The organism is Gordonia hirsuta DSM 44140 = NBRC 16056, assembly GCF_000333015.1.
In the GTDB taxonomy this organism is placed as follows: domain Bacteria; phylum Actinomycetota; class Actinomycetes; order Mycobacteriales; family Mycobacteriaceae; genus Gordonia; species Gordonia hirsuta.
This window is the reverse complement of record NZ_BANT01000012.1, coordinates 111,969-136,775: the sequence shown is the minus strand read 5'-3', so window position 1 is coordinate 136,775 and position 24,807 is coordinate 111,969. Positions and strand designations below refer to the sequence as shown.

The 24,807-nt window shown below is 68.7% G+C and carries 14 protein-coding genes and 1 riboswitch; of the genes, 6 read left to right on the top strand and 8 right to left on the bottom strand.

Translation table 11 applies throughout. From position 1 onward, the window contains the following. The first annotated feature begins 9 nt into the window (after positions 1–9). Positions 10–414, top strand: coding sequence for a hypothetical protein (locus GOHSU_RS04535; protein ID WP_005937494.1), 405 nt, complete (start codon positions 10–12; stop codon positions 412–414). Positions 415–675: 261 nt separating this feature from the next. Next, positions 676–6,138, top strand: a complete 5,463-nt coding sequence (locus GOHSU_RS04530) for an ATP-binding protein (protein ID WP_005937490.1) — start codon at positions 676–678, stop codon at positions 6,136–6,138. Positions 6,139–6,360: 222 nt separating this feature from the next. Here the strand turns inward: GOHSU_RS04530 and GOHSU_RS04525 are convergent, their stop codons facing one another. Next, positions 6,361–6,942 (bottom strand): NTP transferase domain-containing protein, encoded by a 582-nt coding sequence (locus GOHSU_RS04525; RefSeq protein WP_005937487.1) that lies wholly within the window; start codon positions 6,940–6,942, stop codon positions 6,361–6,363. A gap of 206 nt (positions 6,943–7,148) precedes the next feature. Next, positions 7,149–7,362: riboswitch (cobalamin riboswitch) on the top strand. A 126-nt stretch (positions 7,363–7,488) separates the two neighbouring features. On the opposite strand from GOHSU_RS04525, the gene metE reads away from it, so the two are divergent. Next, a complete protein-coding gene (gene metE / locus GOHSU_RS04520; protein WP_005937485.1) occupies positions 7,489–9,759 on the top strand; it encodes a 5-methyltetrahydropteroyltriglutamate--homocysteine S-methyltransferase in 2,271 nt (756 codons plus the stop codon). A gap of 170 nt (positions 9,760–9,929) precedes the next feature. Here metE and GOHSU_RS04515 read toward each other — a convergent pair whose 3' ends face one another. The 6 genes from GOHSU_RS04515 to prpD form a co-directional block, all read right to left on the bottom strand. Beyond that, positions 9,930–10,883 carry a type IV toxin-antitoxin system AbiEi family antitoxin domain-containing protein gene (locus GOHSU_RS04515; protein WP_005937483.1) on the bottom strand — a complete coding sequence of 318 codons (954 nt, stop codon included), beginning with the start codon at positions 10,881–10,883 and terminating at the stop codon, positions 9,930–9,932. Positions 10,884–11,150: 267 nt separating this feature from the next. After that, positions 11,151–11,753, bottom strand: coding sequence for an NUDIX hydrolase (locus GOHSU_RS04510; protein ID WP_005937481.1), 603 nt, complete (start codon positions 11,751–11,753; stop codon positions 11,151–11,153). 22 nt (positions 11,754–11,775) lie between these two features. After that, a complete protein-coding gene (locus GOHSU_RS04505) occupies positions 11,776–15,165 on the bottom strand; it encodes a pyruvate carboxylase (RefSeq protein ID WP_005937479.1) in 3,390 nt (1,129 codons plus the stop codon). A 49-nt stretch (positions 15,166–15,214) separates the two neighbouring features. Further along, on the bottom strand, positions 15,215–16,330 hold the full coding sequence (locus tag GOHSU_RS04500; RefSeq protein ID WP_005937477.1) for a bifunctional 2-methylcitrate synthase/citrate synthase: 1,116 nt from the start codon (positions 16,328–16,330) through the stop codon (positions 15,215–15,217). Between the two features lie 3 nt (positions 16,331–16,333). Beyond that, positions 16,334–17,260, bottom strand: a complete 927-nt coding sequence (gene prpB / locus GOHSU_RS04495) for a methylisocitrate lyase (RefSeq protein WP_005937475.1) — start codon at positions 17,258–17,260, stop codon at positions 16,334–16,336. Positions 17,261–17,263: 3 nt separating this feature from the next. Next, positions 17,264–18,766 carry a 2-methylcitrate dehydratase PrpD gene (prpD, locus tag GOHSU_RS04490; RefSeq protein WP_005937472.1) on the bottom strand — a complete coding sequence of 501 codons (1,503 nt, stop codon included), beginning with the start codon at positions 18,764–18,766 and terminating at the stop codon, positions 17,264–17,266. A gap of 118 nt (positions 18,767–18,884) precedes the next feature. Here prpD and GOHSU_RS04485 point away from each other — a divergent pair, with 118 nt between their 5' ends. Further along, positions 18,885–20,315 (top strand): short-chain fatty acyl-CoA regulator family protein, encoded by a 1,431-nt coding sequence (locus tag GOHSU_RS04485; RefSeq protein ID WP_005937469.1) that lies wholly within the window; start codon positions 18,885–18,887, stop codon positions 20,313–20,315. Here the strand turns inward: GOHSU_RS04485 and GOHSU_RS04480 are convergent. Further along, positions 20,300–21,553 (bottom strand): PucR family transcriptional regulator, encoded by a 1,254-nt coding sequence (locus GOHSU_RS04480; protein ID WP_005937466.1) that lies wholly within the window; start codon positions 21,551–21,553, stop codon positions 20,300–20,302. The genes GOHSU_RS04485 and GOHSU_RS04480 overlap by 16 nt on opposite strands. Positions 21,554–21,693: 140 nt before the next feature. Here GOHSU_RS04480 and GOHSU_RS04475 point away from each other — a divergent pair, with 140 nt between their 5' ends. Beyond that, positions 21,694–23,205 carry a flavin-containing monooxygenase gene (locus GOHSU_RS04475; RefSeq protein ID WP_005937464.1) on the top strand — a complete coding sequence of 504 codons (1,512 nt, stop codon included), beginning with the start codon at positions 21,694–21,696 and terminating at the stop codon, positions 23,203–23,205. Positions 23,206–23,263: 58 nt separating this feature from the next. Then, the gene (putP, locus tag GOHSU_RS04470) at positions 23,264–24,787 is read left to right on the top strand and encodes a sodium/proline symporter PutP (RefSeq protein ID WP_005937461.1); all 1,524 of its coding nucleotides are present in this window, start codon (positions 23,264–23,266) and stop codon (positions 24,785–24,787) included. The last annotated feature ends 20 nt before the right edge of the window (positions 24,788–24,807 follow it).

The following is a 24,807-nucleotide window of genomic DNA, read 5'->3' as shown; positions in this document are numbered from 1 at the left end:
CCGCGCGGCGTGACTCCCGTCGAGATCAACGCCGGCGCCTGGTACCTGCGGGCACTGCGCGCCGACGACCGGCTCTCGGATCTGCCGGCACTGACCGATCTGTCGCTGGCCGACTCCGCCGGATATCTGGCGCAGGTTCTGGCCGCCGACGATGCGGATCTGGCCGACGTCCCGGAGGCGGCCGACGATCCAGCCCGGCTACCGGTGCGGTGCGTGTGGGCGGTGTGCATTCCGACCACCGGCGAACTGGCCGCGGTGATCGGCGTGCGCGGCACCCCCGAGCGGAGCGAACTGCGCGGTCTGCACCGCCCCGGAATGGGCGCGGCGCTGGCCGAATCGGCGCCCGCGGTGCTGCGGTATGCGCAGCAGGCGCTGGGGCTGACGCCGGGGAGCCTGCAGTCGGCGCCGCCGTAGTCACCGGTCCGTCGCGGCCCGAACGGCACCCGACTGGCCAGTAGGTGTGTCCTTCGTCGCTTCCAGGGTAGTTACGTGAGAGTAGGTACTACCGAGAGCCGGGTCCGCCCCTTACCGTGGACCAACGAGCTCGAAACGAGCCGAGCGCCGCCCGCCCGCAGCCCGGGGACCGCGGCGGCCACCCGTACATCGGCACCCGCCGAACCACTGCCGACGCAGAACCGCTGCCGACGCAGGACGTAAGAAGACAGAGAAGGGCGTATGTTCCGTCGTATCGCGATTGTCAACCGTGGAGAAGCTGCGATGCGGCTCATCAACGCCGTCCGGGACCTGAACGCCGAGACCGGCGACGATGTGCAGACCATCGCATTGCACACCGACGTCGACGCCGGCGCCACGTTCGTCCGCGAAGCGGATGTCGCCTACGACCTCGGGCCGGCCTCGGCCCGCCCCTACATCGACCTGGCGGTCCTCGAACGCGCCCTGGTCGAGACCGAAGCCGACGCCGCCTGGGTGGGCTGGGGATTCGTCGCCGAAGACCCGGCCTTCGCCGAACTGTGCGGCCGGATCGGGGTCAATTTCATCGGTCCCTCCCCCGAGGCGATGCGCCAGCTCGGTGACAAGATCGGCGCCAAGCTCATCGCCGAAGAGGTCGGCGTCCCGGTCGCCCCGTGGAGCGGCGGCGAGGTCCGCACCCAGGCTGAGGCCGTCGACGCGGCCAAACGCATCGGCTATCCGTTGATGCTCAAGGCCACCGCCGGCGGCGGCGGCCGCGGCATCCGCCGGGTCGACGACGAGGCCGATCTGGTCGACGCCTATCAGCGCACCCGCGACGAGGCCGAGCGCGCCTTCGGTTCCGGCGTGGTCTTCCTCGAACGACTGGTGACCGGTGCCCGGCACGTGGAGGTCCAGGTGATCTCCGACGGTGAGACCGCCTGGGCGTTGGGCGTGCGCGACTGCTCGGTCCAGCGCCGCAACCAGAAGGTCATCGAGGAGTCGGCCTCCCCGGTGCTGGGTCCCGAGCAGGTCGCCGAGGTCAAGGCCGCCGCCGAACGGCTGGCCGTGCGCGTGGGTTACCGCGGTGCGGCGACCGTGGAGTTCCTGTATCACCCCGGAGAGAAGCTGTTCGCCTTCCTGGAAGTGAACACCCGCCTGCAGGTGGAGCATCCCATCACCGAGGTCACCACCGACTTCGACCTGGTGCGCGCCCAGCTGCACGTCGCCGACGGCGGCAAGCTCACCGGCGAGCGCCCGACCGAACGCGGGCACGCCGTCGAAGCACGCCTGAACGCCGAGGACCCCGACCGCGACTTCGCGCCGTCGCCGGGATATATCGCCCGACTGGAGCTGCCCAGCGGCCCGGGCGTGCGCGTGGACACCGGCGTCAGCGAGGGCGACACCATCCCGGCCGACTTCGACTCGATGATCGCCAAGATCATCGCCTACGGCAGCGATCGCGACCAGGCCCTGGCCCGGCTGCGACGGGCCATGAGCCGGACCCGCGTGGTGATCGAGGGCGGCGCCACCAACTCCAGCTTCATCATCGATCTGCTCGATCAGCCCGAGGTGATCGACGGCAGCGCCGACACCGGCTGGATCGACCGGGTCCGGGCGCAGGGCCGCCTGGTCAGCCACCGGCATTCGTCGATCGCGCTGGCCACCGCCGCCATCGATGCCTACGAGGAGGAGGAGGCGGCCGAACGCAACCGGCTGTTCGCCACCGCTCGCGGCGGACGCCCGCAGGTGATGCACGAGAGCGGACGCCCCGTCGACTTCAAACTGCGCGGCATCGGATACCGGGTCCGGGTGGCCCGCGTCGACGCCGATCGGTTCCGGGTGGTCATCGAATCGGGCAGCGCCTCCCAGACCGCGGATGTGACGATCGAACGGTTCGACGAGCACACCGGCCGCATCACCGTCAACGGACAGCGCTTCCGGGTGCTCACCGACACTCACGGGCCGATCCACCTGGTCGACGTCGACGGCGTGACCCACCGGGTCAGCCGGGACGAGGGCGGTGTGGTCCGCTCCCCGGCCCCCGCGCTGGTGATCGCCACCCCGCTGGAGGTCGGCGCCGAAGTGGCGGCCGGTGATCCGGTGCTGGTTCTGGAGAGCATGAAGATGGAGACGGTGCTGCGTGCCCCGTTCGCCGCCCGGCTCAAGGAATGCGTCGTCTCGGTCGGCGCCCAGGTCGAGACCGGCGCCCCGCTCCTGCGGTTGGAGCCGATCGACGACGAGGAGGGCGAAGAGGCCGTCGCCGAGACCGAGGAGGCGATCCTGGATCTGCCGACGGCCCCGGCCGAGAACGATCCGTCGGTGATCGCCGATCGCGACCGCAGAGATCTGCGCAGTCTGCTGCTGGGTTTCGATGTCGAACCCGAGAACAGCGCCGCGCTGCTGGAGGATTACCTCGAGCGCCGGCGCGCCGAGATCGACGCCGGCACGCGCCCGCTGGCCGCCGAAACCGAAGTGATCGGCGTGTTCGCCGACCTGGCAGAACTGGCCCGCCGTCGTCCCTCCGACGACGACGTCCACGAGCGGGTGCACAGCGCCCGCGAGCACCTGCACACCTACCTGCAGAGCCTCGACCTGGAGTTGGCCGGCTCGCCCGAACAGTTCCGCGCCAAGCTCGCCGCAGCGCTGGCCCACTACGGAGTCGAGGACCTCGAGGAGCGCACCGCTGAACTGGAGGCCGGCGTCTTCCGGATCTTCCTGGCGGTCCAGCGGCTCGACGAGGTGGTCGCCGGAATCGCCGCGCTGCTGCGCCGCTGGATGAAGGAGCCCCCGCCCCCGCCGGAACTGCGCGAGCACGTCGGTCAGATGCTCGAGCATCTGGTCGGCTCCACCCAGCTGCGGTTCCCGCCGATCGCCGACCTGGCCCGCGGGGTGCTGTACGCCTGGTACGGACAGCCCCGCCTGCGCCGCACCCGCGAGCGCGTCTACGCCGCCATCGACAGCGACCTGACCTATCTGGACGAACATCCCGAGGCCTCCGACCGGGCCGAGCGGATCGCCGAGATGGTCAAGAGCACCGAACCGCTGGTGCGGGTGCTCAGCCGGCGACTGGCCGACGACTCCCTCGACAACGCCGTCATGCTCGAGGTGCTGACCCGCCGCTACTATGGGAACAAGGGACTGAGCGCGGTGTCCGCCCACCGCGCGGGCGGCGTCACCTTCGTGATGGCCCAGCGCGGCGTCTCGGTGCTGGTCTCGGCCGCCACCGCCTTCCCCGGCCTGGACACCGCCATGCTGGGACTGGCCGAGCTGTCCGACGGTGCCGCGTCCATCGACGCCGATGTCTATGTGCGTTGGGACGACCAGCCCGAGGACCTCGACGAGATGGCCGCGCAGCTGCACGAGGTGGTCAGCGCCCGGGCCCTGCCCAACCAGGTTCACCGCGTCACCATCACCGTCGCCGGCCTCGATGACGAGGTGATGCATCATCACTTCACCTTCCGGCCCTCGGCGACCGGAATGGCCGAGGACCGGCTGATCCGCGGACTGCATCCCTACATCGCCCAGCGCATGCAGATGGAACGGCTGCGTAAATTCGACGTCACCCGGCTGCGCTCGTCCGACGACGAAGAGGTCTACCTCTACCGCGCCGTAGCCAAGGCGAATCCGGCCGACGACCGGCTGATCGCCTTCACCCAGGTCCGAGACCTGACCGCGGTGGCCCAGGACGGCAGTCTGCTGACTCTGCCGACCGCCGAGCGGGCCTTCGAGGCGAGCGTGGACTCGATCCGCCGCGCCCAGGCCAAGCGGCCGTCGTCCAAACGCTTCAACACCAACCGCATCGTCATGTACATCTGGCCGCCGCTGGATGTGACCGAGAAGCAGGTCGCCGCGGTGGTGCGCCACACGCTGGGCACCGCCGCCTCGGTCGACGGCGCCGGCCTGGAGGAGATCGAGCTGATCGCCCGGCACCGCGATCAGGAGACCGGCGAGCTGACCAAGGTCTCGGTGCGCGTCACCTTCGATGCCGCCGGCGAAACCAAGATCACGGTCGGTGAGCCCGACGAGTCGCCGATCGAGCCGGTCGACGAATACCGCCAGAAGGTCCTGCGGGCCGCGCGCCGCAACACCGTCTACCCCTATGAGCTCACCGACCTGCTCGGCGATTTCACCGAGTACGACCTGGACGAGAACGGTGTACTGGTGCCGGTCGAGCGCCCCAAGGGCCGCAATACCGCCGCGGTGGTGGTCGGTGTGGTCAGCACCCCGACCCTCAAGTACCCCGAAGGCGTCCGCCGCGTGGTGATGCTGGGCGACCCGACCAAGTCCCTGGGTGCGCTGACCGAACCGGAATGCCGGCGCTACATCGCCGCACTGGACCTGGCCGAGCAGCAGTCGCTGCCCGTCGAGTGGTACGCACTGTCCTCCGGTGCCGCGGTCAAGATGGATTCGGGCACCGAGAACCTGGACTGGGTGGCCGCCGCACTGAAGCGGATCGTCGAATTCACCCAGGACGGCGGCGAAATCAACATCGTCGTCTCCGGCATCAACGTCGGCGGCCAGGCCTACTGGAACGCCGAGGCCACCATGCTGATGCACACCAAGGGCATCCTGGTGATGACCCCGGACTCGTCGATGGTGCTCACCGGCAAACAGGCCCTGGACTTCTCCGGCGGCGTCTCGGCCGAGGACAACTTCGGGATCGGCGGCTACGACCGGGTGATGGGCCCCAACGGCGAGGCGCAGTACTGGGCGCCGAACCTGACCGCGGCCATCGGTGTGGTGATGAGCCACTACGATCACACCTACGTGGTACCCGGCGAGGACGGTCCGCGGCTGGCCGAGACCGCTGACCCCGCCGACCGTGACATCTCCGATTACCCGCACCAGCTCGACGGCAGCGAATTCGCCACGGTCGGTGAGATCTTCTCCGCCAAGGCCAATCCGGACCGCAAGAAGCCGTTCGACATCCGGTCGGTGATGCGGGCGGTGGCCGACCAGGACCTGCCCGCGCTCGAACGCTGGGCGGGTATGCACGACGCCGAAACCGTCGTCTCCTGGGACACCCACCTGGGCGGTCATCCGGTGACCCTGATCGGTATCGAATCCACCCCGATCGCCCGCCGCGGCTTCCTGCCGACCGACGGTCCCGATACGTTCAGCGCCGGCACGCTGTTCCCGCAGTCGTCGAAGAAGGCGGCCCGCGCGATCAACGCGGCCAGCGGCAACCGCCCGGTGGTCGTGCTGGCGAACCTGTCGGGCTTCGATGGTTCACCCGAATCGCTGCGCAAGCTGCAGCTGGAGTACGGCGCCGAAATCGGCCGCGCGATCATCAACTTCGACGGTCCGATCGTCTTCTGCGTCATCTCCCGGTACCACGGGGGTGCGTTCGTGGTCTTCTCCAAGGCGCTGAACCCGAATATGACGGTGCTGGCCATCGAAGGCTCGTTCGCCTCGGTACTCGGCGGTGCTCCGGCTGCGGCGGTGGTCTTCGCCGGTGAGGTCCGGACCCGGACCGAAACCGATCCGCGGGTGCAGGCGCTGCACACACGGCTGGAAAACGCCTCGGACTCCGACCACGCCACCATCGCCGCCGAGCTCGAAGAGGTACGGGCCACCGTGCGTTCGGAGAAGCTGGCCGAGGTGGCCGCCGAATTCGATGCGGTGCACAGTATCGAGCGCGCCGTCCAGGTCGGCTCGGCCGATGCGATCATCACCGCCGGTGAACTGCGTCCGCGGATCATCGAGGTGATCGCCGCTAAACGCTGAGCCGGTCGCCGCACCCGGCCCGACTGTGCGCCCCTGAGTTCGTTCTGGCCCCCTCACCTGAGGGCGCCAGAACGAACTCAGGGTGCCCGGCACCCTTACTCAGGGTGTACCCGCGGAAGATTCGGCAGAACTCGGCCGCACACGACGACCAGTGTGCTCACGACAGGGATCTGGCAGTGCAGTCGCCGCAACCGCTGGGCCGCGGAGGCCCGGGGCGCAGCCTTACAGGAGGGCTTCGGTGGCCGGACCGGCCAGATCGCTGCAGTCGACGGTGACCACGTCGCCGGCGTGATCCCCGAGATAGCGGATCGCACCCCCGGACGCGGTCAGCAGCGCATCGGCGTCGCCGAGCAGATCCGCACCGATGTAGACCGGCTGAGCCCAGTGCTCGCAATTGGTGACACGAACCACCACATCGCTGCGTCCCGCGGCGGTCTCCAGCAGTCGCGCGACCCCGACATCGCCCACATCCGGACTGTCGACCGTCTGCAGGACCACGCCGGCGATGTCGTGCAGACCGGCCGCGTGCGCCAGCGCAGCGCTGACCGTCGCGTCGAGGCCGTTGTACCACTCGGGCAGATAGAAGGTGGTCGAGGAATCCGTCGGCGCGGCCACCACCCGGCTGCCCAGTGCGACGTAGAGGTCGTCGCACCCACCGGCGCCGAAACTGGCCAGAAGAATCCGCAGCCGTTCCAGTTGCGGGACGTCGTGCGGCTCCTCGCGCTCATCACCGCGTGCGACGAGCAGGATTCCGGCAATCCGGGAGATCCGGTCGCCGGTATCGAATTCACCCCGAGACGCCATGATGACCTCAGTCTACGCGTGGCCCGGCCAACCGGCAGCCGACCAGTGCCGACTACTCTCCGGCGCGTACACCGGCCCCAATTAAAATCACGCCGCGCTGCGGCCGTGACAGCCGACCGGTGCGCTGCTTACACTGGGCCTCGCAATTGGTTCGTCCGCTGCGTCGTCATTCAGGAGCCCCTGCGACCGCGCGGACGCCGAGCGAAACCTTCGCTGACGCAAGGGATTTCGTGAAGAGGGAATCCGGTGAGACTCCGGAGCTGACCCGCAGCGGTATACCGGAACGACCGCCGTCACCATGCACTGGCTGCCTTCGCAGCGGCTGGGAAGCGACGGCCAGTAGGGGCACGACGGATCGCAGACGACGATCTTTTCGGCACGCCGGTGAGCCCGAAGACCTGCCTGTTGTGCCGGGTGCGCCGCAGCCGGTGGCGTACGCCGCGTGGATCGCGGCGGAGTCGGAGCAGTTCTATCCGTGGGCTCTTCGTCTTCGCTTCGAGTACGGCGTCTGCCGTTGCCAAATCGATTTTCGGAGAACACGAACAAATGGGTTTCACCACCACTGTCCCGGGGACCGCGCGTATCGGCGCGGACCGCGAACTCAAGCGCGCCGTCGAGGGCTACTGGGCCGGCCTCCTCGACGCCACCGAACTGGAGGCCGTCGCCGAGCAGCTGCGCCGCACCGACCGTGAGCAGCTCATCGCCGCCGGACTGGACTCGATCCCGGTCAACACCTTCAGCTACTACGACCAGATGCTCGACGCCGCCGTCATGCTGGGCGCGCTCCCGCCCCGGGTGGCCGGCATCGCCGATCCGCTGGATCGCTACTTCGCCGCCGCCCGCGGCGCCGAGGGCGTCACCCCGCTGGAGATGACCAAGTGGTTCGACACCAACTACCACTACCTGGTGCCAGAGATCGGGCCGGCGACGTCGTTCGCCCTCGATACCAGCAAGGTACTGGCCGAACTGGCCGAGGCGACGGATGCCGGCGCTGCGGCCCGGCCCGTCGTGATCGGTCCGGTCACCTTCCTGGGCCTGTCGAAGGCCGTCGACGGCGGCGCGCAGCCGCTGAGCCGGATCGACGAACTGCTCCCCCTGTACGAGCAGCTGCTGACCGAACTGGCCACCACCGGTGCGCAGTGGGTTCAGCTCGACGAGCCGATCCTGGTCACCGATGCGCACGACGGCCTGCCCGAGCTGGCCGAACGCGTCTACACCCGGATCGCCGGCGCCACCGACCGCCCGAAGATCCTGGTACAGACCTACTTCGGAGACGCCGGTGCGGCACTGGCCGCCCTGGGCCGCACCGGGGTCGAGGGCATCGGTGCCGACCTGGTCGAGGGTTCAGTCGAAACGATCAAGGCCGCCGGACTCGGCGACAAGCTCGTCGTCGCCGGTGTGGTCGACGGCCACAACGTCTGGCGCACCGACCTGGATGCGGCTCTGGCGACGCTGACCGACCTGCGCGAGCACGTCGGCGAGCTGGCGGTGGGCACCTCCTGCTCCACCCTGCACGTGCCGTACACCCTGGCCGCCGAGGACGACCTGGATCCGGCGCTGCGCGGTTGGCTGGCCTTCGCCGCCGAGAAGTTCGACGAGGTCGCCGCGCTGGCCGGCGCCCTGGCCGCCGGGCGCGAGTCGCAGGCCACCGCTTTCGATGCGGCCCGCGATGCCCTGGCCAGCCGGGCCACCGATCCGCGCCTGCACGTGGCCGCGGTCCGCGACCGCCTCGGCGCCCTTACCGCCGCCGACCGGGCCCGCGGTGAGGCCACGGCTCGCCGCGCCGCCCAGCACGAGGCGCTAGCACTGCCGCCGCTGCCGACCACCACCATCGGCTCGTTCCCGCAGACCGGCGACATCCGCAAGGCCCGCCAGCAGCTGCGCCAGGGCCAGATCACCGCCGAGCAGTACCGCGAGCAGATGGAGACCGAGATCGCCGAGGTCATCGCGCTGCAGGAACAGATCGGCCTGGATGTGCTGGTGCACGGTGAACCCGAGCGCAACGACATGGTGCAGTACTTCGCCGAGCAGCTCACCGGGTTCTTCGCCACGGCCAACGGCTGGGTGCAGTCGTACGGCTCGCGCTGCGTGCGGCCGCCGATCCTGTTCGGCGACGTCGCCCGTCCCACCCCGATGACCGTCGGCTGGATCACCCACGCCCAGTCGCTGACGGGCAAGATCGTCAAGGGGATGCTCACCGGACCGGTCACGATCCTGGCGTGGAGCTTCGTGCGCGACGATCAGCCGCTGGCACAGACCGCCGACCAGGTGGCTCTGGCCATCCGCGACGAGACCGTCGATCTCGAGCGCGCCGGAGTGGGCATCATCCAGGTCGACGAGCCCGCACTGCGCGAGCTGCTGCCGCTACGGTCGGCCGATCGCCAGGCCTACCTGGACTGGGCCGTCGGCGCGTTCAAGCTGTCGACCTCCGGTGTCGCCGATGAGACGCAGATCCACACGCACCTGTGCTACTCGGAGTTCGGCGATGTGATCGGTGCGATCGCCGACCTGGATGCCGATGTCACCTCCATCGAGGCGGCCCGCTCGCACATGGAGGTGCTCGACGACCTCAACGCGATCGGCTTCAGCAACGAGGTCGGCCCGGGCGTCTACGATATCCACTCCCCGCGCATTCCCGGCGCCGAGGAGATGACGACGCTGCTGCGCGAGGCACTGGCAGCGGTCCCCGCCGAGCGCGTGTGGGTGAACCCGGACTGCGGCCTCAAGACCCGCACCACCGAGCAGGTCACCGCGGCCCTGACCGCGATGGTCGAGGCCGCCAAGGCCGCTCGCGCGCAGGTCGAGGCCTCCGCCTGATCACCTCGCCCGCACGCCTCCGCCTGATCGGCCTCTGACGCCCTTGACTTCGTTCTCGCCCCTTCTGCCGAGGGGGCGAGAACGAAGTCGGGGTGCCGGGCACCCTGAGTAAGGGCGTCGAACACGGACGGCGCCGAACGACGAGGCGTCCTCCGGCTGAGCAGGAGTCGTCATCCGACGAGAACCCCCACATTCCGCAGCCACGCGCGCAACAGTGGAATCATTGTGCCGGCGACCAGCATCCGCCACGTCCAGCGGACCACCTCCAGACCGGCCCGCCGCAGCCGGTCCTCCCGCTCCTTCTCTCTGATAACGGCCTCGTGTGGCGGCTCTCCCGGCCGCAGCAGCCCCTGGTACTTGACCAGGCCGTCGAACTCCCCGACCAGGACCCCGTCCCAGTCGAAGTCCGGCCGGTACTCGTGCCCCTCCAGCACATATGCGCGCTGCAGTGCCGGAAGCGGGAGGTCCGCATCGATCATCTGGGCCCGGCTCCACGATTCACCGACCGACTCCGCCAGCCCCGAGCCATGGGCGATCGCCCGGCGGGCCGTCCGGATGCCCTCCGGCCTTCGGCCCTCGAGCACGGCGACGAGGTCTTCGCGGGACACCCCGCGCCGCAGCACCGCGTCCACGACGGTCAACGCCTGAGCGAAGCTGCCGGTCAAGGCGACGTCGATCGCGGTCCGGCGCAGACTCGTCACCCGGATACCGTCGATCTCGACGATGTCCTCCGCCGGCACGGTGCCCGCATGCCGATAGCGGCCCCCGCGCAGCGAACTGCCTCCCCGGCCTCCGCGGATCACGTGCACCAGGGTGCGGTCGGGTCCCAGCAGTGGAATCCGGTGCAGCGCCGCCGCCGACTCGTGGCTCAAGGGTGCATCGCCGGCGCGTTCAGTCGTCGCCGCGGCGATACAGGCCAGACGGTAGCGGGCGTCCTTTCCCGCCTCCGACCGCGCCACCTCCGGTGCCTGTGCGGGCATCAGGACACCCCGGCCCAGCCGTACCAGCCGGCCGGTCTTCACCTCGGCCGCCAGTTGGTCGTCGGAGAACCCCGCCCGGAGGGCCTTCGTGCGGCGGATCAGTCCGTGGCGGTCCAGCGGGAGGTCGGCGAGGCAGATACTCATGGTCTTCAGCAGAATCCACCGGGCACGCGCCGTCGACCCCGATGTCCACAGGGTCGTCGCACCGGTCCCCACTTGTGCACAAGCACGACCACCGCGGCCGCGCCGGCCTCGGTTCTGCCCCCGATTTCGTTCTCGCCCCCTCAGCCGAAGGGGCGAGAACGAAGTCAGGGTGCCGGGCACCCGTGTCCAGGGTGCCCCGTGGAGACTGCGGCGAGATCACCCGCCCGACGGTCCGCCGCGCAGAGCGGAACCGTCGCCGGAGACGACCTAGCGCCAGGCGAACAGCGGCTGCTCCAGCTGATCGACGCGGGTATCACGACCGGCCACGACCACCTCGGCGAACTGATAGATCACCGCGGCCGTGGGTGCGTGCACCCAGGTCCCCATCAGCGGAAGGCGCACCACCGGCCGCGGTGATTCAGCGATGGTGTCGAACGCCGGCGGGGCACTGACCTCGCCGAGCGAGACGAAGTAGAGCTCGTCGACCTCATCGGGACTCGGATCGGGAACAACGACCTCGTCGGACCAGCACACCACCGGGGTGATCACATACCCCGACCGTGTCGGGTAGTCGTCGAGCAGACCCAGGACCGTGCTCGCATCCAGGTCGATCCCCAACTCTTCGTCGAGTTCCCGCAGGGCCGCCTGCACGGCGGTCTCCCCCGGATCGAGCCGGCCGCCGGGCAGGGCGAACTGGTTGGCGTGACTGCGCAACGTCGACGGTCGCCGCGCCACCCAGATTCCGCGCCGGCCGACCGGGTCGGGCACCACCGTCAGCGCCACCGCGGCCGGGCGCAGACCGGTACCGCGGGCACTGCGCCGTTCCCAGGCTGCCAGCCGCGCCGCCGCGGTCGCTCGATCCAGGTCCATGCCCACCGGTCTACCCCATCGCTCACTCGAGTTCGACCAGCAGGTCCCCCGCCCCCACTTCGGTCCCCGGACCGACGACGACACGTTTGACCGTGCCGCCGCGCGGAGCGGTGATCGACGCCTCCATCTTCATCGCCTCGATGGTGCCGACGACGCCGCCGGGCTCCACGCGATCGCCGACGCCCACCGACACCGTGACGACACCGGTGAACGGGGCGGCCACCTGGTGCGGATTGTCCTTCTCGGCACGCTCGCGCACCTGGACCGAGACCTCGGCTCCAGCGTCGCGGACCGGCACCGGTCGCAGCTCCCCGTTCAGGGTGCACATCACCGTGCGGATTCCGGCGGCATCGGGTTCACTGATCGCCTCCAAGGTGATCAGCAGCTGCACGCCGTCGCGCAGCCGGACCTTGTGTTCCAGACCCTGCTGCAGTCCGTAGAAGAACTGATACGCCGGCAGGCGCGAGGTGTCACCGAACTCTTCGCGGTGTGCCAGGTACTCGGCGGTCGGCCCGGGGAACAGCAGGCGGTTCAGGGTCGCCTGCCGCTGCTCACCCGGCACCGTCAGCGCCGCCAGATCCGCGGCCGAGAGCTGCTCCTCGGTCTGATCCGCGGCCCGGCCCGCCAGAATCTGCTCGCGCAGCGGCTCGGGCCAGCCGGCCGCAGGCTCACCGAGTTCACCGGCCAGGAATCCCACCACCGAGTCGGGGATGTCGTAGGCGGTGGGGTCGGCGGCGAACTCTTCGGCGGTGATGCCCTGTGCGACGAAGGCCAGCGCCAGGTCACCGACCACCTTGGACGACGGGGTCACCTTGACCGGCCGCCCCAGCAGCCTGTTGGCACCGGCATAGGCGGTCTCGACCGCTTCGAATCGGTCGCCGACGCCGATGGAGATCGCCTGCTGGCGCAGGTTCGACAGCTGGCCGCCGGGGATCTCGTGGTCGTACACCCGCCCGGTCGGTGCGGGGATCCCCGATTCGAAGGTGCCGTACATCTTGCGCAGCGTCTCCCAGTACGGCTCCAGCGAGGTGACCTTGTCCAGATCCAGGCCGGTGTCGTATTCGGTGTGCGCGGCCGCGGCCACGATCGCCGACAGCGACGGCTGACTCGTCGTACCCGACAGCGGCGCGCTGGCCCCGTCGACCGCATCGGCTCCGGCCTCCCAGGCCGCCAGATAGGTGGCCAGCTGACCGCCGGGGGTGTCGTGGGTGTGCACGTGGATCGGCAGATCGAACTCCGCGCGCAGCGCGCCGACGAGTTTACGAGCCGCGGCCGGACGCAGCAGACCCGCCATATCCTTGATCGCCAGGATGTGGGCACCGGCATCCACGATCTGTTCGGCCAGCCGCAGGTAGTAATCCAGCGTGTACAGCTCTTCGGCCGGATCGGCCAGATCGCCGGTGTAGCTCAGTGCCACCTCGGCGACCGTCGTGCCGGTCGTGCGAACCGCGTCGATGGCCGGGCGCATCGCCTCGACGCTGTTGAGCGCGTCGAAGATCCGGAAGATGTCGACGCCGGTCCGGGCGGCCTCCTCCACGAAGGCGGTGGTCACCTCGGTCGGATAGGGCGTGTAGCCGACGGTGTTCTTGCCGCGCAGCAGCATCTGCAGGCAGATGTTGGGCATGGCCGCGCGTAACCGGGACAGCCGCTCCCACGGATCCTCCTTGAGGAAACGCAGGGCCACATCGAAGGTCGCTCCGCCCCAGCATTCCACCGACAGCAGCTCGGGGGTCTGGGCAGCGATGTACGGGGCCACCGACACCAGTCCCGAGGTGCGCACCCGGGTGGCCAGCAGCGACTGGTGCGCATCCCGGAAGGTGGTGTCGGTCACCGCCAGCGCGGACTGCTCCCGTAATGCCCGGGCGAAACCCTCGGGGCCGAGCTCGGTGAGGCGCTGTTTGGAGCCGGCCGGCGGCGCGGCCAGCAGCTCCGGAGCGATGTCGGGCAGTTTGGTGTGCGGGTGTACCGCCGTGGGCACCAGCCCGTGCGGGCGGTGAACCGTCACATCGGCCAGGTAGTTCAGCAGCTTCGAGCCGCGTTCAGAGGACTGCATCGCGGTGAGCAGTTCGGGCCGGGCATCGATGAACGAGGTGGTGATGCGGCCGGCCTGGAATTCGGGATCGGCCAGGACTGCCTTGAGGTAGTCGATGTTGGTGTGCACGCCCCGGATCTTGAATTCAGCCAGGGCGCGCTGGGCTCGCCTGACCGCGGTAGGGAAATCCCGGCCGCGGCAGGTCAGTTTGACCAGCATCGAGTCGAAGTGCCCGGTGATCTCGCTGCCGAGGGCGGCGGCACCGTCCAGGCGCACGCCGGTGCCTCCCGGAGCACGGTAGACGTTGATGCGGCCGGTATCCGGACGGAACCCGTCGGCCGGGTTCTCGGTGGTGATGCGGCACTGCAGGGCCGCCCCGTGTACCGCGATCGCGTCCTGGGTCAGCCCCAGCTCGGCCAGCGTCTCCCCGGCGGCGATCCGCAGCTGCGCGCTGACCAGGTCGACGTCGGTGATCTCCTCGGTGACGGTGTGCTCGACCTGAATCCGCGGATTCATCTCGATGAAGTAGTACCGCCCGTTCTCGTCGAGCAGGAATTCGACGGTGCCGGCGCACGTGTATCCGATGTGCCGCGCGAAGGCCACCGCATCGTCACACATCCGCTGGCGCAGAGCCGGATCCAGGTTCGGGGCCGGTGCCAGCTCGACCACCTTCTGATGCCGGCGCTGCAGCGAGCAGTCCCGTTCGTACAGGTGGATCACCTCGCCGGCCGCATCGGCGAGGATCTGGACCTCGATGTGACGGGGATTGACCACCGCCTGTTCCAGGAACACGGTGGCATTGCCGAACGCCGACTCCGCCTCGCGGGAGGCCGCCGCGATCGCCTCGGCCAGATCCGCCGGATCGTCGACCCGGCGCATACCGCGGCCGCCGCCCCCCGCGACGGCTTTGACGAAGAGCGGGAAGGTCATCTCGGCCGCAGCCGCCAGCAGCTCGTCGAGGTCGGCCGAGGGGTCGCTGCCGCTCAGCACCGGCAGCCCGGCCTCGCGGGCGGCCTGCACCGAGTGTTTCTTATCGCCGGTCAGCTCCAGCACCCGCGCGCTGGGCCCGACGAAGGTGATTCCGGCCGCCTCACACGCCGCAGCTAGTTCGGGATTCTCCGAAGCGAAGCCGTACCCGGGATAGATGGCGTCGGCACCCGACAGCTGCGCCGCGGCCAGCAGTTCGCTGACCGACAGGTAGGCCTGCACCGGCCGTCCCACCTCGCCGATCTGGTACGACTCGTCGGCCTTCCCACGGTGGACGCAGTTGCGGTCCTCGTAGGGGTACACCGCAACGGTCTGCGCCCCCAGCTCGAAGGCCGCGCGGAAGGCGCGGACGGCGATCTCGCCGCGGTTGGCCACCAGAACTTTGTTGAACATCAATCCATCCTCATTCTTATCGGTCGGCCGCGGGGCGAGATCGCCGCGATCAGGCCGGGATCGGTCGCTGTTGCGGACCGTCGTACGCCGAGAGCGGCCGGATCAGCGCATTGGAGCGGGTCTGCTCGATGATGTGCGCGGTCCAGCCGGTGATGCGACTCATCACGAACAGCGGAGTGAACATCGGGATGTCGAAACCCATCAGGTAGTAGGCCGGGCCCGTCGGGAAGTCCAGGTTCGGCTTGATCCCGGTGCGCCGGTCCATCGCCGTCGCCAACTCCCGGTAGATCTGCAGCCATCGGGTCTCCCCCAGGTGTTCGGAGACCTGCACCAGTGCCTGGTACATGGTGGGGACCCGCGAATCGCCCTGCTTGTACACCCGGTGCCCGAAGCCCATCACCTTGTCTTTGGCATCGAGTTTGGCGTTCAGCCAGGACTCGGCCCGCTCGGGAACGTCGATCTCGATCATGTCGTGCATGACGGCCTCGTTGGCGCCGCCGTGCAGCGAGCCCTTGAGTGCCCCGATGGCCGCGGTGACCGCACTGTAGAGGTCGGACTGGGTGGAGGTGACCACCCGGGCTGCGAAGGTGGAGGCGTTGAAGCTGTGTTCGGCGTACAGCACCATCGACTGGTTGAAGGCGTCCACGATCACCGGATCCGGCACGGTTCCGAAACACATGTTCAGGAAGTTCTCGGCGTAGCCGAGGCCGTGATGGGGTTCGATCGGCTCCAGGCCCCGCCGCCGGCGGAAGTCCGCGGCGACGATGGTCGGCAGCACTGCGAGCAGTCGCAGCGACTTGTCGAGGTTGGCCTCGACCGTGGGCACGTCCTCGTCGGGGTCCTCGCTGCCCAGATAGCTGACCATCGTGCGCATCACATCCATCGGATGGCAGGTCTCGGGGATGCGGGCCAGCACTGCTTGCGCGGACCGGTTGAGCCGCCGGTTGGCCCGCTCACGCTGACTGAACAGCGCCAGCTGGGCGACGGTCGGCAGCTCACCGTGCCACAGCAGGTAGGCGACCTCCTCGAAACTCTTCTGCGTCGCCAGGTCCTGCACCGCATACCCGCGGTAGGTCAGGCTGTTGGTCTCCGGCACCACCTTCGAGACGGCGGTGGTGTCGACGACGACCCCTGCCAGGCCTTTGTAAATCTGCTGATCGGACATGTGTCACTCCCCGGTCGGGCTTCCGGCGCCGTCGGCGCGGTAGGTGAAGACGGACGAATCGAAGTCGTTGTAGTCGGCGTACTGCAGGAACTCGTAGAGCCGCGCACGGTGCTGCATCCGGTCGACGACGCCGGCCTGGGTGCCGGCGGCCGCGATCTGCGTCAGCCCGTCTTCGACCGCCCCCATCGCCAGCCGCAGCGTGGTGACCGGGTAGATCACCGCGTTGTAGCCGATCGCCGAGAGCTGTTCGACGGTGAACAGCTCCGATTTGCCGAACTCGGTCATATTGGCCAGCAGCGGCGCGTCGACCGCGTCGCGGAACCGGGCGAATTCGTCCAGATCGGCCAGGGCCTCGGTGAAGATCAGGTCGGCACCGGCGGCCACATACTGGCGGGTGCGGGCGATGGCCGCGTCGAGCCCTTCCACCCCGCGCGCGTCGGTGCGCGCACAGATCACGAAGTCCTCGTCGCGCCGGGCGCTGACGGCGGCGCCGAGCCGGCGGACCATCTGCTCGACGGGCACCACCTCTTTGCCGTCGAGGTGGCCGCACCGCTTGGGGTTGACCTGGTCCTCCAGGTGGCAGCCGGCCAGGCCGGCGTCCTCGAGGGTGGCCACGGTGCGGGCCGCACTCATGGGCTCGCCGAAGCCGGTGTCGGCATCGATCAGGGTCGGCAGATCGGTGGCGCGGGCGATCGCCCCGCCACGGGCGGCGACCTCGGTGAGGGTGGTCAGCCCGATGTCGGGCAGACCCAGATCGGCCGAGAGTGCGGCGCCGGAGACGTAGACGCCCTCGAAGCCGGTCTCGGCGACGATCTTGGCGACCAGCGGAGAGAAGGCACCCGGCCAGCGCTGCAGCGCGCCCGAGTTCAGACCCGCGCGCAAAGCGCGGCGTTTAGCGGAGTCACTGACCCCCGAAGAAAACAGGGCCATGGTCTACAGAATCCCCTCACCGGTCGCCGGCGCCGAGGCCAGCACATCGTCGAGGACCCGCAGGTTCAGCGCATCCAGACCGCCGGCCGGAATGGTCGCCAGATCGGTGACCGCGGCCAGGAAGCGCTCCTGCTCGGCACCGTCGATGACGCCGTCGGCCATGCGGGTGAACTTGCCGACGTACTGTTCGCGAGCGAACGGGCGCGCACCGAGCGGGTGGGCATCGGCGACGGCCAGCTCGTCCTCGATCACGTCCCCGTTCTTCAGGGTGATCACCGCGCGGGCACCGAAGGCCTTCTCCTTCGGGTCGGCCGAGTGGTAGCGGCGCGTCCACTCCGGATCCTCGACGGTGGAGATCTTCTGCCACAGTTCGACGGTGTCGGCGCGGCCGGCACGCTCAGGAGCGTACGACAGTTCGTGGTCCCAGTCGCCGTCCTGCAGTGCCACGGCGAAGATGTACATCACCGAATGGTCCAGGGTCTCGCGGCTGGCCTTCGGGTCGAACTTCTGCGGGTCGCCCGAGCCGGTGCCGATGACGTAGTGGGTGTGGTGGCTGGTGTGCAGGACGATCGACTCGATCTCGGCGGTGTCCCCGACGCGCTCGCGCATGCGGCGGGCCAGATCGATCGGCGCCTGACTCTGGTATTCGGCCGAGTGCTCCTTGGTGTAGGTGTCCAGGATGCCGCGCTTGGCCTCGCCCGGACCCGGCAGCGGTACGGTGTAGCGCGCTTTCGGTCCGCCCAGCAGCCAGGCGATCACACCGTCTTCGCCTTCCCAGATCGGCGACGGTGCACCCTCTCCACGCATGGCGCGGTCGACGGCCTCGACCGCGACCTTGCCGGCGTACGCCGGGGCGTAGGCCTTCCAGCTGGAGATCTCGCCCTTGCGGGACTGGCGGGTGGCGGTGGTCAGGTGCAGCGCCTGGCCGATCGCCTGATAGATGGTCTCGATCTCCAGCCCGAGCATGGTGCCCAGGCCGGCGGCCGCCGACGGACCGAGGTGGGCGACATGGTCGATCTTGTGCTCGTGCAGGCAGATGCCGCGTACCAGATCGACCTGGACCTCGTAGGCGGTGGCCAGCCCGCGGATCAGATCGCGACCGCTGGCACCGACGCGCTGCCCCACGGCCAGCAGCGCCGGAATGTTGTCGCCGGGGTGCGAGTAGTCCGCGGCCAGGAAGGTGTCGTGGAAGTCCAGTTCCCGCACGGCGACGCCGTTGGCCCAGGCGGCCCACTCGGGCGCATAGGTGCCGTCGATGCCGAACACCCCCGAGCCGCCGGTCAGCGGCCGGGTCTGCGCCTGGCGCCGGGCACTGGTCACCGGCCGACGCGCCACCGAAGCAGCGCTCACCGCGGCGTTGTCGATGATTCGGTTGATGATCATCTCGGCCGATTCGGTCGGCACCTCCACCGGATCGACCGCCATCTGGGCGATCTTGTAGGCCAGATGGCCCTGCTTCGGGAAGGTCTCAGAACTGCGACGTGTGTACACCTCGTGATTGATCATGTTTGCACCGTACGCAGACGCCAGCACCTTGCGAAAGGCCTGGCAAATGCGTATTTCTGCAAATTCCTCCCGGTCGTCTTGCAAACTTTGCGTACGACGATGCGGGTACGCTTCTCCCATGGCGAAGACCTATGTCGGTGCACGTTTGCGACGCCTGCGCGAGGTGCGGGGCATCTCTCAGGCCGAACTCGCCCGCCGCCTGCAGCTGTCGACCAGCTACGTCAACCAGCTGGAGAACGACGCCCGCCCGGTCACGGTGCCGGTACTGCTGCGGCTGACCCGCGAATTCGAGCTCACCCCGGACTTCTTCGCCGCCGACGGGGATGCCCGACTGACCGCCGATCTGGCCGAGGTCTTCCTCGAACACGGCCAGGGCGAACTCTCTCAATCCGAGGTGACCGAGCTGGTGACCCGGATGCCCGATGTCGGGCACACTCTGGTGGCCCTGCATCGCCGGCTGGCCGCGGCCACCGGCGAACTGGAGAGCTACCGCGACGGTCTCACCGCCACCCCGACCGACGAGACCGCCACCGCCGGGACCCCGTTCGAGCAGGTGCGCGACTACTTCTACGATCGCCGCAATCACATCCCCGAATTGGATGCGGCTGCCGAGGACCTGTTCGACCGCGCCGGACTGCGGGTCGGCGGTCTGGACCTGCAGCTGGCCCGGGTCCTGGAACACGATTACAGCATCGGCGTACAGATCAGCAGCGCCGCGCCCGGCGTGCCGTCCGGTGCCGTCCCCAAGCGCAGGTTCGACGCCGCTACCGCGACCGTCTTTCTGGCCCGGCGGCTCAGCCCCGGCCAGCGCGCCTTCCAGCTGGCCACGCAGCTGGCCCTGCTCAGCCAGCGGGGGCTGATCGACCGGCTGATCGCCGATGCCCCCGAACTCGACCCGGGGTCGCTGCCGGTGGCCCGCACCGGCCTGGCGAACTACTTCGCCGGCGCCCTGCTGCTGCCGTACACCCAGTTCGCCGCCGCAGCCCGCCGACTCCGATACGACATCGATCTGCTCAGCCGCGACTTCGAGGTCGGCTTCGAAACCGCCTGCCACCGGCTGTCGACATTGCAGCGGCCCGGCGATCGGGGTATCCCGTTCATCTTCGTGCGCGTCGACAAGGCCGGAAACATCTCCAAAAGGCAGTCCGCGACCGCCTTCCATTTCTCCCGCGTGGGCGGCAGCTGCCCGCTGTGGGTGGTGCACGACGCCTTCTCGATGCCCGGAAGGATCCACACTCAGGTCGCCGAGATGCCCGACGGGCGCAACTACTTCTGGCTCGCCCGCACCACCGATTCCCCGCAGCAGGGGTATCTGGCCACGCCGTCGGACTTCGCCGTTGGACTGGGCTGCGATCTGGCCCACGCCGAGGAACTGGTTTACGCCACCGGTATCGATCTGGGCGAGCACCGGACCGTGGTGCCCATCGGTGCCGGCTGCAAGGTCTGTGCCCGCCCGGCCTGTCCCCAGCGCGCGTTCCCGCTGCTGGGCGCACCGATCGCGCACGACGAGACGGTCAGCGCCGCGGTCCCCTATCAGCCTGTGCTCTGAGACCCCCGGCCGCGCCAGTGCACGATCTCCAGCGCCGCGGCCACCGCCACCGCGTGGTCGGCCAACGAGACCGGCAGCAGTTCTTCGGCGCGCGCCAGCCGTCGCACCACGGTGTTGCGGTGGGTGTACAACCGTTCGGCTGTCGCGCTGGCGTTGCACCGCTGAGCGAACCACGTGTGCAGACACTGGGCGATCTCCGGGTCGGCGGTCAGCAGATCCCCGAGCGTCGCGACGACGAAGTCGTCGATCTTCGCATCGTCGTCGGTCAGCACATCGAGCAAGCGCACCTGCGCGTAACCGGCGATCCGCCGGACCCAGCCCATCCGCGCCAGCAGCCGATGCACCATCAGCGCCTGGAAATGGCTGCGCCGGAATCCTTCCCGCCCGATCCCCGGGGCGCCCAGAGCCACCCTGATGTCCGGGTCCAGTCGCGCCGGATCCACCGTGAGTGTTTCGACCGGAAACCACACCCACAGCTGCGTGATCCCGGCCAGCACGGTCAGGCGGCTGGTGATGCCCGATGCGGTCATGAGCGCTTCGCACGCCGCCTCGAGCCGGTCGGCGCTGACCTGGGTGCCGCCGGAGATCACCGCGGCCAGTTGCGTTCCCTCCAGCCGGTAGCCGAGCTGGGCGCGGGCACGCGCGTCGGAGACCGGTGCGCCCTCCAAGATCAGGGCCACCGCGGCGCGGCGTTCGGCGTGAGTGTCCCCGGCCAGTTCGGCCCGGGCCACATCGATCATCTCGGCCAGCATGCTCACGATGTCGTCGATGTAGGTGGCGATCGACCGCGAGATCACCGCGAGCAATTCGCGCAACAGGACCACATCATCGGTCAATTCGAAGCAGATCTGCATGCTCAACTGCCAGGCGACATTCTGCGCCGTGCGGAACGAGTCGAGGGCGCCGGTATCCAGCCCGCGGCGGACCAGCTCCCGCACAAAGCCGACGCTCTGTTCGTTCACCGGAACGCTAACCCGCTCACCGGGAGATTCCAGTTGGGCTGCCGCCCAGTGCGTGATGTTGGCGGCATTGGTCTGCAGTGCCATCTCGAGCAGTTCCGGGTCATCGGCGATGGCCGCCATTCCGGCGCCACGCAGCACGCTTTCGTCGAGGGCATCGATCCATTCCGGAGGCGGATCGAGCATCATCTGCACCCCGGTGCGGATGAGTTCGGCCACCTCGGGGCGGACCGGGGGACTTGCCGCGGTCGCGGCCACTGAGACATCGTCGTCGACCATCAAGGACATTCTGCACCATGTACCGGCTACATAGGGTGCAGAACGGACTTGCACTCGCCGACGATGACAACGATCATTGGTATCAACAGCGGTCTCGGATCCTCCCGGATGATCGCCAGCCCACCGAATGGAAGGCCACCATGACCACCACGACCGACGTCCTGGACGTTCTGATCATCGGCGCCGGAATCTCCGGCATCGGCGCGGCCCACTACCTGACGACCGAGCACCCGGCCAAGAGCTTCGAGATCATCGAGTCCCGGCACACGGTCGGCGGCACCTGGGACCTGTTCAAGTACCCGGGTCTGCGCTCGGATTCGGATCTACACACCTTCGGGTTCGCCTTCAAACCCTGGACGGACAACCAGGCGATCGCCGACGCGCCCCGCATCCTCGACTACCTGAACGAGGCCGTCGACGACGACGATCTGCGCGACAAGATCCGCTTCAACCGCCGGGTCACCGCGGTGGACTGGAACAGCGCCGAACAGGTGTGGGTCGCCACGCTCACCCACACCGATTCGGCCGACGCCGACCCGGAGACCGAGACCGTCAAGGCCCGGTGGATCTTCGCCGGCACCGGTTACTACAACTACGACGAGGGCTTCTCCCCCGAATTCCCGGGCCGGGACGATTTCCAGGGACTGATCGTGCACCCGCAGCACTGGCCCGAGGACCTGGACTACGCCGGCAAGAAGGTCGTGGTGATCGGCTCGGGCGCCACCGCCGTGACCCTGGTGCCGTCGATGACCGGCGAGGCCGAGCACGTCACCATGCTCCAGCGCACGCCCACCTACGTGATTCCGCTGCCGCGCGAGGACGTGATCGCCAATGTGCTGAAGAAGGTGCTGGGCCCCAAGCTCGGCTACCGGCTGAGTCGGGAGAAGAACGTGCTGCAGCAGCGTGTCGTCTACGAGCTCAGCCAGCGCTTCCCCACTCCGATGCGGGCGGTCATCCGCGGCACCAACAAAGCGATGCTCGGCCGCAACTACCCGCTCGACCCGAACTTCAATCCGCCCTACAACCCGTGGGATCAGCGACTGTGCGTGGTGCCCGACGGCGATATGTTCAAAGCCCTCAAGCGCGGTGAGGCCACGATCGTCACCGATCGCATCAAGACCTTCACCAAGACCGGCATCCTGCTCGAGAGCGGCACGGAACTGGAGGCCGACATCATCGTCACGGCCACCGGGCTGAACCTGCAGCTGCTCGGCGGCATGGACGTGGCCCTCGACGGCGAGCCCGTCGATCTGACCCAGTCCATCTCCTACCGCGGCATGATGCTCTCGGGACTGCCCAACTTCGCCATGGCTATCGGATACACGAACTCGTCGTGGACGCTGAAGGTCGACATGCTCTGCAGTTACTTCACCCGGCTGCTCAGCCACATGGATGCCAAGGGTTACACCAGCGTCGTGGCGACGCCGGACCCGGGGATGCAGACCCGCCCGCTCCTCGACTTCGGCGCCGGCTACGTTCAGCGCGCCCTGGACCGTCTGCCGCGCCAAGGCACCGAAGAGCCGTGGAAGATGTCGATGAGCGTCTACCACGACCGCAAGGCCATTCTGAAAGCTCCGGTGGACGACGAATTCCTGGTGTACCAGAAGGCTGTTCCCGCCGAGGTTCTCGATGGAGAACCCGCGGCCGTCTGATCGACGCGGGCAGAACGAACCGGGTACCTGCGGGTGCCCGGTTCGTTAGGTTCAGGGGATGACCGACAAGAGCTGGCAACTGGCCGCAGTGGTCCTGTACTTCGCGTGCATGCTGGGGATCGGTTACTACGCGTTCCGCCGCACCCGCGACGACCTCGACGGCTACATGCTCGCCGACCGCGGCCTCAAACCGTGGGTGGCTGCGCTGTCGGCGGGCGCCTCGGACATGTCGGGCTGGCTGCTGATGGGTCTGCCGGGCGCCGTCTACGCCACCGGTCTGGTCGAATCCTGGATCTTCATCGGGCTGATCGTCGGCGCGTGGCTGAACTGGAAGGTCTGCGCTCCGCGGCTGCGCGCCTACACCGAGGTGGCCGGCGATGCGATCACCATCCCCAGTTTCCTGGAACGGCGGCTACACGATGACTCGCACGTGCTGCGCATCGTCTGCGGTGTGATCATCCTGCTGTTCTTCACCTTCTACGTCTCCAGTGGGATGGTCGCCTCCGGCAAGTTCTTCGACGAGTCCTTCGGTGTCGACTACACCGCCGGCATGCTGCTCGTCGCGTCGATCACGATGCTGTACACCCTGTTCGGCGGCTTCCTGGGCGCCTCGCTGACCGATGTGGCGCAGGGTCTGCTAGTCGTCGCGGCGCTGATCGCCGTGCCAATCATCGGCATCGTCGAGATCGGCGGGCTGGAGGCCACCCTCGACGGGGTACGCGCGGTGGACCCGCAGCGGCTGAGCTTCTTTGCCGGCGGCAGCACCCTGGCGATCGTCTCGGCCGCCGCCTGGGGCCTGGGCTACTTCGGCCAGCCGCACATCATCGTCCGGTTCATGGCCCTGCGAGCACCCAGTGATGCGCCGACCGCCCGGCGGATCGGTATCGGCTGGATGTTCCTGTGCGGCGTCGGCGCGGTCGGTACCGCCCTGGTCGGACTGGCGTACTACGGCACAGCAGCCGAGCTCAGCGACCCTGAGACTGTCTTCCTGGCGCTGTCGAAGGTCCTGTTCCACCCGTTCGTCGCCGGCCTGGTGCTGGCTGCGGTCCTCGCGGCGATCATGTCGACCATCTCCTCGCAGCTGATCGTGTGCTCGTCGGCGGTGGTCGAGGATCTCTACAAGCTGATTGCGGCCCGCACCGGCTGGCAAGAGCTGTCCCCGGCGGCCTACGTGCGCTTCGGCCGGGGCGGTGTCCTGGCGATCGCGGTGATCGCCGTCCTGCTGGCACTGTCGCCGTCCAACAGCATTCTGGCGCTCGTCGCCTTCGCCTGGGCCGGTTTCGGCTCGGCGTTCGGACCGGCGATCATTCTGGCGCTGTGGTGGCGCCGCCTGACCACGGCGGGGGCGCTGGCCGGGATCCTCACCGGAGCAGCCGTCGCCTACATCTGGGGGCAGAGTTCCCTGCACGAGACCCTCTACGAGATCATCCCCGGCTTCACCGCCAGCTTCGCCGTCGCGATCGCGGTCAGTCTGCTGACCAGCCGCCGTGATGCCGAAGCGATCGACGCCGAATTCACCGCCGCCGTGGCGCTGGCGGGGGAACGTCGCGGCGTCGAGCATCCGGTACCGCTGAACACCTGACCGCGCCTACTTCGGGGAAC